Genomic DNA, 15,356 nt, shown 5'->3' on the forward strand with positions numbered 1-15,356 from the left:
CTATAAGGTAGGGGAAATTATGATTAAGTACCAAGATCTAGAATTAGCTTTTGATTTTGTTTCATTTGGTGGCTATTCAGAAAATGAAGCGTATTTTAGCAAAAAAACAGGAAAGTTTTATTATATTTCCGACAATATTGATGCAGAGGAAGAATCGATCCCCGATGATTTGTTTGAATCAGATGAGTATATCCAAGTTCCAGATAAACAAGAACTGGACTTAGGTAAACAACTGGTGATTGATTTTACCAGTGAACACCTTGCTGATGAGCTTGAAAACGTTTATCAAGTATTTCGAAAAAAAGGCGCATATAGTCGCTTTAAGGAGTTATTAGCGAATAGAGGGCTTGTCGAAAAATGGCACCAATACGAAGAAATTAATCAAAAAAAGGCTCTATCCGCGTGGGCAAAAGAACATGATATTGATTTGAATGAAAAGTGAGCTGTTGATTTCCAAAGTCTATAAAACAGCATTTTGTTTGATATGATGGTTTAAATGGTTAGGGATAAATCAAGACTAAACAAGGACAGTCATTTGAAGTTCATTTTTGTCGATGCAGAAAATATAGGGTTGCAAAAGGTTAATTCAATTAAAGCATCTTTGACTGATAAGGTTTTTGTTTTTAGTAAAAATACCTCGGTGATAGAGCTATGTGAAAGCAAACTTTTTCAAGTCTTTTCTTGTTATCCTACAGGAACAAATCAAGCAGACTTTTATATCATCGGAAATCTTGTTGGAGTGTTAGCGTCACTGAGTGATGAGCAGAAAAAGCAGTGTCAGTTTGTGCTTTACAGTCAAGATAATGCTCTAGTTTTGGCTTTTGAATTTCAATGTAAGCTTCATAAAGTTTCCTGCACTGTTGCCCTTGAACCAAAGAGCATTGCAGCAATAGTTCCTCAGGCAATACCAAAAGAAAAAGCATCTAAAGCCAAAATCCTCAATTACTTCAAAAGACCAAGATTGGCCGAGTCTGTACGATCAATGGTTCAGTATACAAAGCCAGAATTTACACGGATTTTCAATGAATTTATTCGAGAAGAGCTGATAGTTAGGGATCCAAATAGCAAGAAAAAATGGATTTTAAAAGAAAGCATAAGTCAGATCGGTTGAACAAAAGTTATTCATTGGTAACTCCCAGTTAAATGAATTTTATAACGGATTTAAGATGAAACCCCAAAACACACCATCAGTTGCATCTTTGTTCGAAAATGGCTTAATTCAAGTCACCGGAGAACCTGAAAAAATTGAGGCATTCTCTCGATATATCTTCAACAAGCTGTTTTTGAGTAAAGTTGAAAGTACCTACGCTGCCGCAAACAGATTAGAGCCTAGTAGTGAAGAATTGACTGCATTTTCATGTCGGGCGCTCAGTGCAATTTATGCTTTACATAATCAGTTTTTGGATCTCAGAGAAACGTTTGGTGACACGACTGACCGCCCAGAAGAATTAGAAGGTATTGATAGTGAGAAGTATGTCATTCTATCAAAGCCTTACTCTTTGTTTGCTAAAGCTGCTGCTGGGTCTGAGCATTTCCCAGAGTGGATTAAATTAAAGAATAGCCCTTTTGCGTTAAACGAAAATAATCCAGTTATTAACGATCCGCAGTTTTGGCAAACCTTTCTTGATTCTCTTGCTGCCAATTTTATAAGCGCGGGGGAATCGGTGATCCAATTCACCGGAATACGCAGTCATCGTTATTGTTTGTGTTGTTCGCCGAAATTGTTAACACTGCCATTGAATCTGTCGTTGATATACTCGTGATACTTGAAGATGCAACTTTCAGGGCTTGTTCAGCGTTGCATTATTCTAGGCGTGAAAGTGAAGAACTAGCGGGCTAATTTAAGCTTTCACAACAAAGAAGAATCAATGCTGAAAAGCCCACGTAGTGCGAGTTTAATTGTCATTTATACTGCGTTACTTTCCCTTGAAATAGAAACGAAGTAACGACAGTTTTGTTTGTCGGTAATAACTATTACTACAGGAAAGTGCCTTGCCTAAATGGCAATTAATTCTCGCTGAAATCCTGCATCTTCAGGTATCACGAGTATAGGATAGGTTACGAACACCATAATTTATCTGGACTCGCAAAGGATTTGGGATCTTTAGCGGTGATGCTTAGCTTTATAATCGCGATTTTTTGTTGGATAAATGTGATTTTTTTGAATTAGAGAATGAAGCATTTACACTAATAATTTGAAAAAAATGAACAGCTTGAAATAAGCAAAGGTTACAAGCTGTTTCGAAAGACCATTAAACCTAAATTAATCCTCAGCCCTGCATAAGCCACCCTCACAGAGCTGAGTTTAAATTATTTAAATTGCCATTTTAACCAACTTGATCTTGATTCTGGATATAATCTAAACGATTCATTTTCAGTTAATGCATTATCTTTGCGGGTTAATTGCTCTGTGACCACTGAAATGCCACCGGCTAGTATATTTTCAAATGAACCAGTACTAAGATGAACTCCAGAAAAAAGCCCTGCGTCAATTTTAATTCCTGACTGCTCCCAAAAACGGCTAGATTTATTTATAAACTGGCGATATTTAGCGTTAATGTGAGCTTTAATACGTACATGGTTACCATCCACAGCCAATTGATAACTATCAACTTTGCCTATTTTTATACCTCTAAAATAGATTCCTGTGCCAACCTGAATTGAACCAAGCTGTGACTTAACTAATACGATGGCAGCTGCGCCCTTTGGAGTTAAAGATAAAGCCTCTTTAGAAAGCTCACCTGTAAATACATGGGCGGATTGACTTGATTGCCCAGGAACTGCACTTACATATGCGCCAGAGATTAAAGTTTCTGGTGATTTAATGCCTGCCAGAGAGATTTGAGCATCAACAATATAGAATTTAGTATCTTTACGTTTGAAATGCTTAGCGAATCTTGAATAGAGGAAAGCCGTTGCAGTAATGGTATTCAAGTCTTCATTGAGACGAACGGCTTCCACTGAACCTATAGAATGATTTTGGTACTTAATTGCTGCACCTTTGGCAAGACGTGTACCCGTTCGAAATATTATTTCAATTGGAGTTGCTTGCGCCATTGCCAATTCTTTGTTGGCATAAAGGGGCTTGCGTTTAAGTTTTGAAGCAGTCTCTGCTAATCCTAGACTTACACTACCTTTTAGAGCGCCTTGAAGTGGTGCTACATCGAGTTTTATGCCAGAAAGGTTAGCATCAACTGATAAAGCACTGTTTCTCCAAAATACCGTTTTGTTATTGATTAGACTATTAAACTTCTTTTGAATCGCCAATTTAATGTCAAATCGATCGTTTTGCTTTGCCCAACGTACATTTTCAACAATACCGATTTGCATTTTTTTATAATATATTGGTGAACCAGACTGTAAATCTGCAGCATCGGAGCTATTAAGAGTGATATAGCGATACAGATGTTTATTAGCTGATTTTTGAGCGTCTTCTTGAGAAGCGAATAGATTAAATTGACTTACGAACTTATTCGAGCTTTTTAAATCTGTTTCTAGATTGATGGCTCCTGAAATAGCTGAAGGTAAATCAGAAGTTTTTACCGAAACATTGTCGAGTGAAGCTTTAACCTCAAGGGCTGATTGAGGTACAAAATAATGCCCAGATTTGAGCAGAGGCTTGAATTCAGGATAAATTTCAGCAGAAATATTTACCTGCTGAAAGTTTTTACTAAGACTTACAGAAGAAATTTTGCCTATTTTCACGTTGCGATATTTTATCGCTGCATTTTCTTTCAGCCCAAAGTTCTGAGAGCTTGCTATTTCAATCTTGACGCTTTTTTGCTTTGCGATTTCAGGTGTAGAAGTTAATAAAGGGTATTTGAGTTTACTAGGTCCTGTTCCCGGGAAAAACTCGACAACAGGGCCTGTTATTAAACGCTCAGGATGTTTAAATTCGGAAAGGGATAAGTCTGCACCAGCTAGCCAAAATTTAGCACTTCCAGTAAGTAGATTCGCATATTGATATTTAATACGAGCACCAAGTTCAACACCTTTATCAGTAATTCTTTTACCACTGATTTGACCAATTGCTACACCACGATAAACAATCATGCTGCCTTTATTTAAACCATGAGAGTCATTACTTGTTAAAGTGAAGGACTTTCCTCCAAGTGCTTCTTCTTTTGAATCAAATAAGTTGTATATATGACCAGATTCAGCCATAGAGCTATCTTTAGGCGAGCTGAAAGTAATACCACCTTCAATAATTGACGCAAGGCTTTCTGCTTCAAGTTTTACACCAGCCAGTGACGCATCCAGCTTTAGTCCAGATATATTCCAAAATTTTGAATCTTGTTTAATTAAGTTGGTGAACCGTTTTTGAATAAATACGCTGATTGATACTCTATCTGCATTATCTAAGCGATAACTCACAACTTTTCCGACAGGTATCTGACGATAAAAAATATGTGCACCGATATCTATAGAGCCTAAATCTTCAGCATATAGCGTTAATAGCATACCTTCACTTGCTGGCATTTGTGGTGGTGCTTCAGGCACAGCTTCAAAATCAGTCCGTTTATCACCTTTACCAGGTTTTAAAGCAATATAATTTCCTGAAAATAAGGTATCTAAGCCTTCAATTTTCGTGATACTTGCTTTAGGGCTAACCAACCAAAATTGGGTTTTATCTTTAAGGAAAGGTTGACCACGATAATTCATATTTACCGTTACGATGACGCCTTTTCGTTGTTCATCAATGGCGATGTCAGTGACATGACCAACATTCACGCCTTGGTAGTTAACGAGTGTCTTACCAATCTGAATTCCAGTAGCAGTTGGGAAGTGAATGGTAATTTCTTCACCTGCATCCTTGATGCCTTTTACAATGAGCCAAGCGCCAAGTAATAAAGCAACAGCAGGTAGAAGCCAGACTGGTGAGAATAATTTCTTTTTAACTATTTTTGGTGGTTCTGTTTGAGTCATGCTTGTTTTCCATTCGATCCCAAAGGAGTCGTGTGTCCAATACTTTTGCAGCTAACTGAGTGAATAAAATCACCAAAGCGAAGGGGGTGGCTGCGATCCCGGGTTTTGCGTCTAAGAGTTGACCCATATTAACCAATGCTACAGTGAGCGATATAACGCACAAATCAAGCATAGACCAACGGCCAATCCATTCAATAATATGAAAGCCTTTCATCAAAAAACGCTTTGATAAAGGTAAGTTGAAACTGATTGCAGATAAATAAGTCGCTAAGCCAATAATTTTTAACCAAGGCACAAGAATACTTGCAATAAAAAGAATGATTGCAATGGGAATCATGCCTAGGTGAATGGTGTGTAAAATACCTGAGAAAATAGTATCGTGCGTTACTCTACCTTGCTTAGTAATGATACTAATCGGATAGATATTGGCAGGGATCAGTAAAATTGCTGCTGTTATCAAAAAAGCCCAAGCTTTTTGTAAGCTGGATTCATCACGTATGGCTAATTCGCTGTCACAACGAGGGCAGTATTCAAGCTCATCTGAGCAAACCATTTTACATTTTGGGCAGCTCAATAAGTTTAAATGGTTACCTTGTGCCATTTCATGGTAAGACGGCTTATTGGGATTCATGTAACTGCTCCCACATGTAATCAATATTGTATTCACGTTGTAAAAATAACATTAGAATAAATAGCATTACATAGCAAAAAGTGCCGATCCCCATATAAATATCTGCAAAGTCTCCCAAATTAAAAGCTGTAACAAACATGCTAATGACATAAATCTCAGGCATCGAAAATTGCTTAATAAGTAGGTGTTTTTTTAATATAGAGCGAAAATACTTCCGCAATATCGGCTTATGAAGACCATGTTTTACTATCAAAACTTGAAGTAGTATTGAAACCAATAATGCCGCTGGCGCTACAATTGCACCCAATGCCACTGCAATCCCGACAATATAATAACCTTGTTTGATAACAGAGTACGCACCTTCCCACACAGTAGAGGTTCTAATGCTTCCAAAGAAGTGAAGCTCAAGTACAGGGTAAAAATTAGCTGGTATGTACAAAAGTAGCGCGGTAATACATAACGCTAAGACACCATTTATAGTGCAAAACGGTTTGGCATATAGGGCGCTATGGCAACGAGGGCAAAGAGCTCTAACATTGGCTGGCAGGGCTTGGCGGCTTACTGCAACATCGCAAGATTGACACAAAATTATAGATTGAAGCTTAGGTGTATCAGAGTCGCTCACCTGTAATATCCAACTAACAGTAAATTCCAATGATTTAATAATAACAAAGATTTCTCAATTGGGAGTAAGTAAATCGTAACAACTTTTTTATGAAAGGTTGCAATAATCTCAAGGTTTTGCGACTCTATTACTGTTCATAAATACAGTGTGAGGAAATCATGGCCGTAATTACTCAGTTTGTGGTGGTTAGAGAAGGTGTTGAAAAAATGACATTTACGACAAAAAAAGAAGCTGATGCATACGATAAAATGTTGGATATAGCCGACAGTCTTGTACCTTTTCTAGAAAATTCCAAAATTGAGATGCAAGAAAAATCCCTCGAAGATATGGCTTACTATTTAGCTTCTAATAAAGATGATTTACTATCCCTGCTTAAGGGTGGTACAGCAATAAAGTCGCCTGTGAAAAAAGCCGAAAAGAAAAAAGCGGCATAATAGAAATCCATAGATAAAATCAGTAGAGAGAATTATGAAATCAGAGTTTTATGACACCCTGAATCGACAAGTATTAGCTTTGTTTGAAGGTGAGACCAACCAAGTCGCAGCTATGGCGAACTTTTCTGCATTATTAAACGAACATCTAGAGACTATTAACTGGGTTGGTTTTTACCTAATAGAAAATGAGCAATTGGTATTAGGCCCTTTTCAAGGAAAAGTTGCGTGTGTAAGAATTCCTTTAGGGCGAGGTGTTTGTGGTACAGCAGCGGCGGAAAATGTTACTCAACGTATTGCCGACGTTCATCAATTTGAAGGTCATATCGCTTGTGATTCTGCCAGTAATTCCGAAATTGTTATTCCTTTTAGAAATGGAAATGAGGTAGTAGGGGTATTAGATATTGATAGTCCGATATTTTCTCGTTTTGATGAAGAAGACCAAAAAGGCCTAGAGTTATTGTTAAAAAGCCTAGAATCTTGCCTATTCGCATAAAAAATATTCGCAATTTAATAAATCATGGTCGCAATTGTTCAGATGCACCTTATAATAGGCGGCTTGCTTGGGTAGTTCTCAAAAGTTAGCCAACGCAAATTAATAACAGTTTTATGCTTTATGATTACAGCTAATGATCTGAAATATAATCATAAAGTTTATTGAACAGTAAGCTTTAAGATAAACGACCTAGGCCGATTTACATAGATAATATGCGGCTAATGTCCTTGTAAACGTGGAAGTTATAATGGAATCAACAGATAAGTTGACCGACACAAATGCCATTTTGGCTTATTTATACGAGACTTTTCCTCAGTGTTTTATTGCTGAAGGTGAAGCAAAGCCATTAAAAATTGGTTTATTTCAAGATTTAGCTGAAAAACTGGCAGAAGAGTCAAAAATCAGTAAGACTCAATTAAGAGTTGCTTTACGCCGCTATACCAGTAGCTGGCGTTATCTGAAAAGCATTAAGCAAGGCGCAGTGCGTGTTGATCTTGATGGTAATGCTTGTGGTGAGCTAGAAGAGCAGCATATTGAGCATGCGCAAAAGACGCTTAAAGAAAGCCAAGAGCGTGCAAAAGAAAGACGCAAGCAACGTGAAGCTAAAGCTGCAGAGCAGCGTGGTGATGGCGCTGACAAAAAAGCAGGTCCTAGAAATAATACCAAACGTCCGAGAAAAGATCGTAACTTCAAACAAGTTCAATCTAAATCGAGCCGTCCAAATAAAAAAGCAGAACCAGCGGTTAATCTAGTACAGGCTGAGTTGGATCAATTAGCAAAAGAACAACGTGTCAATGTTAAGTTAGGGAAGTCTCCAGTTAAGGGAACCATTTCTGACATAAATAAAGATGATGTGACTGTTCATCTTGACAGTGGTTTAACGGTTAAAGTGAAAGCCGAACATATTTTGCTGTAACAGAAACAAAGGAGTAACTTGTTGATGCGAAAAATTAAACTGGCCATGACGTTGGCCGCCCTGTTGGTCGGATTTAATGTTGGAGCAGCAACGCCCAAAATTCAACTCAACGAGTTACCTCATTTAAAGCAAGAATCTCAGCATAAAGTGGCTAGCAAGAGAATAACGGATCTATTCCTGCGCTCTCATTATCACCATTTTATACTCAATGATGCTTTTTCAGATAAAGTATTCGAACGCTATTTATCGTATTTAGATTCTCGTCGTAATGTATTGACTCAAAAAGATGTTGATGGTTTTAAGCAATACCAAGACAACTTTGATGACATGTTGAAAAGCGGAGATTTAAGCGAAGCTTATAAGATGTATGACGTGACACAAGAACGTCGCTATGATGCCTTAGTTTATGCTTTATCCTTACTTGATGTAAAAAAGCCTTTTAACTTCGAAAAAGCTAACGATAAATATGTATTTGATCGTGAAGATGCTCCTTGGCCTAAGACTGAAAATGAGATTCATGAACTTTGGCGTGAAAGAGTAAAGTTTGACGCGCTAAATTTGTCGATGACAGACAAGAAGTGGCCAGAAATTGTTAAGGTTTTGACAAAGCGTTATAACAATGCATTAAAACGTCTCTCACAAACCAATAGTGAAGACGTATTCCAAATGCTAATGAACGCATTTGCACGTACTGTTGAGCCACATACCAGCTATCTTTCCCCAAGAAACGCTGAGCGTTTTCAGCAAGAAATGAATTTAAGCCTTGAGGGCATTGGTGCTGTATTACAACAAGACGATGATTACACAGTTATCAGAAGCTTGGTAAAAGGTGGGCCAGCATCTAAGAGTGGCAAGCTCGCTGACGGTGATAAAATCATTGGTGTTGGTCAAGACGGTGAAAAGATTATTGATGTGATCGGCTGGCGTCTAGATGACGTTGTCGACAAGATCAAAGGTCCTAAAGGTAGTAAAGTTACCCTGCAAATCTTACAGAAAAAAGCAGGATCTAACGCAAAGCCAATCGAAGTGACTATTACTCGTGACAAAATTCGTTTAGAAGATCGCGCGGCTAGTTCTAAAGTTATTAAAGGTGATGCTCCTCAATTTAAAAATCGTAAGGTTGGTGTTATCACTATCCCTGGTTTTTACATGAACCTTTCTCGTGATGTTGCGAAAGAACTCGACAAGCTGAAGAAAGAGAAGGTAGAAGGTATCGTTATCGATTTACGTGATAATGGTGGTGGTGCTCTTACAGAAGCTACTTTATTGACTGGTTTGTTTATTGATATGGGGCCGGTTGTTCAGGTTCGTTATGCAAATGGGAAAATCGTTGAGAACCGTGATAACGATGGTGTGACGTTATATGATGGCCCGCTAACAGTACTTATCAATCGTAACAGTGCTTCAGCATCTGAAATTTTTGCAGCGGCGCTTCAAGATTATGGTCGAGCTTTAATTGTGGGTGAATCTAGCTTTGGTAAAGGTACGGTTCAGCAACATCGTGGATTATCTCGTATCTACGATATGTATCAAAAGCCAATTGGTCATGTACAATATACTATTGCTAAATTTTACCGTATCAATGGTGGCAGCACTCAATTGAAAGGTGTGACCCCTGATATTATGTACCCAAGTGCCTTAAAGCCAGGTGAATACGGTGAATCGAAAGAAGATAATGCGTTACCTTGGGATCAAGTACCTGTTGCTAACTATAACAAAGTGAATGATATTACGCCCAAAATCATTGAAGATTTGAAAGGTAAATATCAGCAGCGTATCAAGGGTAATGTTGAGTTTGAATATATTCGTCAAGATATCGCTGAATTTCGTAAGCACCTTGATGAAAAGAGTGTTTCTCTTGTTGAATCTGAGCGTGAAGCTCAGCAAAAAGAAGATGATGCTAAGGCTTTAAAACGTGCTAACGAAAGACGTGTTGCTCAAGGGAAAAAGCCCGTCAAAGATTTAGACGAATTAGCTAAGTTAGATGAAAAAGATGAGTTGCCTGATGTGCTTCTTGAGCAAACAGCAGATATCACACTTGATTTGGTCGATGACTTAAAAAAGCCATAAGTCCAATGTTCTAACTGTTCAAAAACGCGCTTCGGCGCGTTTTTTGGATTTAATCGAATCAAATCAACATCAATAATAAGGTTCACGTTTACTCGTGAACTTCGATAACATTAAATACAAAGAGGGTAGTCATGTCAGAGCTTCAGGCTAAGTACCTAAAAGATTATCAACAATCAGATTTTACAATAAACCACTTATCGTTAGACTTTCAGTTGAATATTCCAACCACAAAAGTGGTTGCCATAAGCCAGGTCGAAAGACAATCAAAACAAGCAACGGAATTAGTACTTGATGGCGAGGATTTAGACTTAGTTAGTGTTAAAGTAAATAGTCAGCCTGCATCTCATCAAGTTAAAGATAAACAGTTATATATTCAAGCTGATCTAGATAACTTTGAGCTCGAAATCATTACCCATATTAAACCAGCTGAAAATACAGCGCTCGAAGGTTTATATATGTCTGATGGCGCATACTGTACTCAATGTGAGGCAGAAGGTTTCCGTCGTATTACTTATTATCTTGATCGTCCAGATGTACTAGCTAAATTTGATGTTAGAGTCGAAGCGGATAAAACTGAATTTCCATTTTTATTAAGTAACGGTAACCTTATTTCAAGTGGGGACGCTGTAAACGGGCGTCATTTTGCGACTTGGCAAGATCCATTCCCAAAACCAAGCTATCTCTTTGCATTAGTGGCAGGTGATTTTGATTTACTCGAAGATCAGTTTACTACTCGCTCAGGCCGCGATGTAAAGCTTCAAGTATTTGTTGATAAAGGCAATCTGCATAAAGCTCACCATGCTATGGCATCGCTTAAAAAATCGATGAAATGGGATGAAGACCGATTTGATCTTGAATACGATTTAGATATTTACATGATTGTTGCTGTTGATTTTTTCAATATGGGTGCAATGGAGAATAAAGGTCTAAACGTATTTAATACTAAGTATGTATTAGCGGATAAAGAAAGTGCTACCGATGATGATTATCATGGCATTGAGTCTGTGATTGGTCATGAGTATTTCCACAACTGGACAGGAAACCGTGTTACTTGTCGTGATTGGTTCCAATTGAGCTTGAAAGAAGGGTTAACGGTATTCCGTGATCAAGAGTTTAGTTCAGATGTAGGCTCTCGTCCGGTAAACCGCATTCAGGCCATTCAAGTTATCCGTAACCATCAATTTGCTGAAGATGCCGGACCAATGGCACACCCAATTCGCCCAGAATCCGTTATTGAAATGAATAACTTTTATACGGTAACAGTATATAACAAAGGTGCGGAAGTTATTCGTATGATGCACACCTTGTTGGGAGAAAAGAACTTCCAAGCAGGTATGAAACTATATTTTGAGCGACATGATGGTCAAGCTGTAACTTGCGATGACTTCGTGTCTGCAATGGAAGATGCTTCTGGTGTTGATCTTCAGCAATTCCGTTTATGGTATAGCCAAGCAGGTACGCCAAGTGTTGCCGTTTCTGAAAACTTTGAAGATGGCCAATATCAATTAACCTTAACTCAGTCTCGTCCAACCGTTGCTGGTAATAATGACTTACCTATGCATATTCCATTTGATGTTGAATTAATAGACTTAGATGGGAAGAGTATTACCTCAAAAGTACTAAATTTCACTGAACGACAACAGACGTTTACTTTTGATGGATTAACTCAAAAACCTGTTGTATCTCTTTTGCAAGATTTTTCAGCCCCCGTAAAACTTGAATACCAATACGAAGATGAGCACTTGGCTCATTTAATGCGTTATGCAAGTAGCGAAGTTGCGCGTTGGGAAGCATCGGTATCTTTGTTTAGTAAATCGGTTTGGGACAATGTTAAAGCGTTAGTTGCTGGTAAAAGTATGCAACTGAGCGATATTGTTAAAGATGCTTTCAAAGGCGTTATTCTGGATGAAAAATTAGATGAAGAATTGATTGCAGAAATCATGTCAGTCCCATCTATTAGTGCTTTGGTTGAGCAAACTGAAAGCGTAGATTTAGATTCGCTTATCACAGCTCGCAGCTTTGTAAAAGATGAGTTGGCATTAGCTTGTGAAGATGAGGTAGTGGCTCGATATCACACTTCAAAAGACAAAGATATTGCCAGTGCTAGAGCGTTGAAAAATGAGTGTTTGTCTTGGGCATGTGTTGCAAATGAGGAGCATGAGGCTCTAGTGAATGCACAGTATGAATCTGCTACTAACATGACAGACTCTTTAGGTGCACTTAAAGTGGCAAGCGATCTAAATCTTTCAAATAGAGAAAGCTTAATGACTCACTTTGAGAACAGGTGGGTTGATACGCCATTAGTCATGGATAAATGGTTCACTTTACAAGCGATTCAAGATTCTGAGCAAGTGATTGATAAAATTAAAGCGTTAACAAGCCATAAAGCGTTTAGTTTTAATAATCCTAATCGTGTTCGTTCACTTATTGGAAGTTTTGCTGCAGGAAATATTAAGCATTTCCATAAATCTGATGGCAGTGGTTATCAATATTTAACTGATATTTTGAAAAAAATGAATATCATTAATCCACAAGTGGCGGCTCGAATCATTACTCCGTTAATTCAATTTTCAAAGTTTGATCTTGCGCGTCAGCAAAAAATCAAAGAAAGCTTACAAGAGTTGATAGAACTGCCTGACTTATCAAAAGATCTGTATGAGAAAGTCTCTAGAGCGTTATCTTAATTAGCTCACCTTAGCTCGACTGTTCTTCTTTTAGGCCAAGTTTTCTTGGCCTTTTTTGTATCTGCCATAATTGTTTTGAATAGACGTCTAGACATCTCTTCCTGTTTTGGATATGCTCGTAAAACAGGCTATTAACGTTTTAGCAATAAAAGGAAGTAGATATGAAAGTTTTAAAATTTGGTGGGAAGTCATTAGCTAATGGAAAGCCTTTAGAATCAGCGCTTGAAGTTATTAAAAAAACTGATTTAGGCAGCAAGATTTATCTAGTGTTGTCAGCGAGAGGTGAGTCAACCCAAACCTTAACTCAGCTAATTGAATTAGCCAAACAACAAAAGGACTATGAATCGCTACTTGTAACGTTTATTCAATATCAATGTTCTCCATGTCCTGAAATCGATCTTTCCCGAGAGTTTAAAGAAATCGAACGTATTTTGGCTGGTGTTGCTTTGTTAGGAGAGTACTCAGTAAAAATAAAAGAAAGGCTATTGGCTTTTGGTGAAATAATCAGTTGTAAAACTGTCACACACATTTTGAACCAAAATGACTTAAAAGCTCGTTTCGTCGATGCTAGGCAGTTTATAAAAACAGATAGTAATTATGGTGAAGCTCATGTTTTATTAGAACTGTCAGATCAAAAAACTAAATCATATTTTAAAGATGCTGATGCTGAAGTTATTGAAGTCGTAACAGGGTTTATTGCTTCAGATTTACAAGGAAATACAACTACATTAGGTGCGAATGGCAGTAATTATTCGGCAACACTGTTAGCCAATTTTTTAAACGCTTCTCAAGTTCAAAACTGGACTAGTGTAAACGGAATATACTCAGCGAACCCTCATTTAGTAAATAATGCCTCTATCATAAGAAATCTATCCTACCGTGAGGCAAATGAATTAGCGAACTTTGGCACTGAAGTGCTACATGCGAAAACTATATTACCGCTCGTAGAAAAGAATATTCCGATTCGAATATTAAATTCACTCAACCCTGATGATGAGGGGACCTTAATTAATGAAGACGGTGATGGCCGAGGAGTAAAAGCCGTAACTGTTATCGAAGAAGTCGCTCTCATCAGTCTTGAAGGAAGGGGCTTGCTTGGAAAAGTAGGCATTGATGGCCGTATTTTTAGTGCACTAAGTCGCCAAAATATCAGTGTTAGGATCATATCTCAGGCTTCTTCTGAGAGAGGAATTGGATTTATTGTTGATCAAAAAAATGCTGAAAAAGCTAAGAATGTTTTACTAAAAGAGTTTAGAGAAGAAATTGAATTACTTGATATCGAAGACGTCACTGCCAACACTAATGTCGCAGTGATTTCAGTTATTGGGCAAAACTTTAATTTTATTGAACAAATCTATAACTCTTTAAATAGAAACAAAATTACCCCGTATTTGTTAGCAAATACCATTAATGGAGAACATCTGTCTTTAGTGATAAAGCAAAATGATGCTAAAAAAGCCGCTAACCTTATTCATAGCCATATTTTCGGTGCATCCAAAACGTTAAATGTTTTATTGCTGGGTAAAGGTAATGTTGGCAGTACCTTGATTAATCAGTTACTTGATACTCAGCAAAGATTACTCGAAAGACGCAATCTTAAACTCAACATTTTTGGGGTTGCGGATAGTAAAAAAGTATTGCTAAAGGAACATGGTATTGAACAAAATTGGTTACATGAACTAGACTCTAATGGTATCGTGAATTACGACTTTGATGATGTCATTCAATTCGTTGAAGAGCGGCATTTAGAAAATGTCGTTTGTGTCGACAACACCGCCAACGAAGAACTCGTACATATTTATCCCAAGTTAATATCAAATGGTTTTGATATTGTAGCCTCTAACAAGCATGCAAATACTCAGGAGTATGGCTTCTATTCGAAACTTCGTGCTTTACTGCAGGAGCATAAGGGTAAATTTTTATACGAGACCAATGTTGGAGCAGGTTTACCTTTAATAGATACCATTAAATTACTGCATGTGTCTGGTGATAAAATTAAACGGATTCGTGGTATTTTTTCCGGCTCTCTCAGTTTCATTTTTAATACATATTCCAACAGTGATGTCGATTTCTATCAGGTATTACAGCAAGCTATTGATGATGGTTTAACCGAACCTGACCCAAGAGAAGACTTGTCTGGCAATGATGTAGGCCGTAAGTTGTTGATATTGGCAAGAGAGCTTGATCTAAAGGATAACCTTGAAGATGTTAAGATTGAAAACCTTATACCTGACTCCCTACGTGAGGGCAGTGTAGAAACATTTTTAGCGGCCGAAATACAATTAAATGAATTTTTCTTAGCTAGACGTAATTTAGCGTCTAGTGAGGAAGCATTACGCTATGTAGGTGAACTTGATGTTGAAAATCAGCAGCTTGAAGTTAAGTTAGATGTTGTTTCGAATAATACCACGCTGGGGAGCTTGCAAGGGTCAGATTCTATTTTTGAGATTTACACTGAATCTTATGGTGAAAACCCGCTAGTTATTCGTGGCGCTGGTGCAGGAGCACAAGTTACAGCTCGTGGAGTTTATTCTGATTTGTTAAGATTAGCTGAAAATACATAGCTATCGTGTCAAC

The 15,356-nt window shown here is 37.7% G+C and carries 14 protein-coding genes; 11 read left to right on the forward strand and 3 right to left on the reverse strand.

Features of this window, described 5'->3' with window-relative positions:
• The first annotated feature begins 19 nt into the window (after positions 1 to 19).
• From D5018_RS08910 to D5018_RS22390, 5 genes are all read left to right on the forward strand, one after another.
• Positions 20 to 442: a hypothetical protein gene (locus D5018_RS08910; RefSeq protein WP_121838662.1), complete on the forward strand. Its 423-nt coding sequence runs from the start codon at positions 20 to 22 to the stop codon at positions 440 to 442.
• A 93-nt stretch (positions 443 to 535) separates the two neighbouring features.
• Complete coding sequence (locus D5018_RS08915) at positions 536 to 1,111, forward strand: hypothetical protein (protein WP_133309267.1); 576 nt, start codon at positions 536 to 538, stop codon at positions 1,109 to 1,111.
• Between the two features lie 55 nt (positions 1,112 to 1,166).
• Positions 1,167 to 1,763 (forward strand): hypothetical protein, encoded by a 597-nt coding sequence (locus D5018_RS21670; protein ID WP_165905028.1) that lies wholly within the window; start codon positions 1,167 to 1,169, stop codon positions 1,761 to 1,763.
• Complete coding sequence (locus D5018_RS22385; RefSeq protein ID WP_165905029.1) at positions 1,706 to 1,840, forward strand: hypothetical protein; 135 nt, start codon at positions 1,706 to 1,708, stop codon at positions 1,838 to 1,840. The genes D5018_RS21670 and D5018_RS22385 overlap by 58 nt, the downstream gene beginning before the upstream one ends.
• A gap of 255 nt (positions 1,841 to 2,095) precedes the next feature.
• Positions 2,096 to 2,170 (forward strand): hypothetical protein, encoded by a 75-nt coding sequence (locus tag D5018_RS22390; protein ID WP_243637413.1) that lies wholly within the window; start codon positions 2,096 to 2,098, stop codon positions 2,168 to 2,170.
• 140 nt (positions 2,171 to 2,310) lie between these two features.
• On the opposite strand, the gene D5018_RS08930 is transcribed toward D5018_RS22390, so the two are convergent.
• The 3 genes from D5018_RS08930 to D5018_RS08940 are packed head-to-tail and all read right to left on the reverse strand — an operon-like array spanning position 2,311 to position 6,182.
• On the reverse strand, positions 2,311 to 4,926 hold the full coding sequence (locus tag D5018_RS08930; protein WP_121838665.1) for an MlaD family protein: 2,616 nt from the start codon (positions 4,924 to 4,926) through the stop codon (positions 2,311 to 2,313).
• The gene (locus tag D5018_RS08935) at positions 4,895 to 5,557 is read right to left on the reverse strand and encodes a paraquat-inducible protein A (RefSeq protein WP_416351536.1); all 663 of its coding nucleotides are present in this window, start codon (positions 5,555 to 5,557) and stop codon (positions 4,895 to 4,897) included. Before D5018_RS08935 ends, D5018_RS08930 begins: the two co-directional genes overlap by 32 nt.
• The gene (locus D5018_RS08940; protein ID WP_121838666.1) at positions 5,544 to 6,182 is read right to left on the reverse strand and encodes a paraquat-inducible protein A; all 639 of its coding nucleotides are present in this window, start codon (positions 6,180 to 6,182) and stop codon (positions 5,544 to 5,546) included. Before D5018_RS08940 ends, D5018_RS08935 begins: the two co-directional genes overlap by 14 nt.
• 158 nt (positions 6,183 to 6,340) lie before the next feature.
• On the opposite strand from D5018_RS08940, the gene D5018_RS08945 reads away from it, so the two are divergent.
• The 6 genes from D5018_RS08945 to thrA all read left to right on the forward strand — a co-directional run bounded on the left by D5018_RS08945 (position 6,341) and on the right by thrA (position 15,343).
• Positions 6,341 to 6,616 (forward strand): YebG family protein, encoded by a 276-nt coding sequence (locus tag D5018_RS08945; protein WP_121838667.1) that lies wholly within the window; start codon positions 6,341 to 6,343, stop codon positions 6,614 to 6,616.
• Between the two features lie 34 nt (positions 6,617 to 6,650).
• On the forward strand, positions 6,651 to 7,109 hold the full coding sequence (locus D5018_RS08950; protein WP_121838668.1) for a GAF domain-containing protein: 459 nt from the start codon (positions 6,651 to 6,653) through the stop codon (positions 7,107 to 7,109).
• Between the two features lie 247 nt (positions 7,110 to 7,356).
• Positions 7,357 to 8,025 carry an RNA chaperone ProQ gene (gene proQ, locus D5018_RS08955; protein ID WP_121838669.1) on the forward strand — a complete coding sequence of 223 codons (669 nt, stop codon included), beginning with the start codon at positions 7,357 to 7,359 and terminating at the stop codon, positions 8,023 to 8,025.
• Between the two features lie 24 nt (positions 8,026 to 8,049).
• Positions 8,050 to 10,095 carry a carboxy terminal-processing peptidase gene (prc, locus tag D5018_RS08960; protein ID WP_121838670.1) on the forward strand — a complete coding sequence of 682 codons (2,046 nt, stop codon included), beginning with the start codon at positions 8,050 to 8,052 and terminating at the stop codon, positions 10,093 to 10,095.
• 131 nt (positions 10,096 to 10,226) lie between these two features.
• Positions 10,227 to 12,779: an aminopeptidase N gene (gene pepN, locus D5018_RS08965; protein WP_121838671.1), complete on the forward strand. Its 2,553-nt coding sequence runs from the start codon at positions 10,227 to 10,229 to the stop codon at positions 12,777 to 12,779.
• A gap of 161 nt (positions 12,780 to 12,940) precedes the next feature.
• Positions 12,941 to 15,343, forward strand: coding sequence for a bifunctional aspartate kinase/homoserine dehydrogenase I (gene thrA, locus D5018_RS08970; protein WP_121838672.1), 2,403 nt, complete (start codon positions 12,941 to 12,943; stop codon positions 15,341 to 15,343).
• Positions 15,344 to 15,356: the final 13 nt, after the last annotated feature.

This window comes from Parashewanella curva, from assembly GCF_003675895.1.
GTDB lineage: Bacteria > Pseudomonadota > Gammaproteobacteria > Enterobacterales > Shewanellaceae > Parashewanella > Parashewanella curva.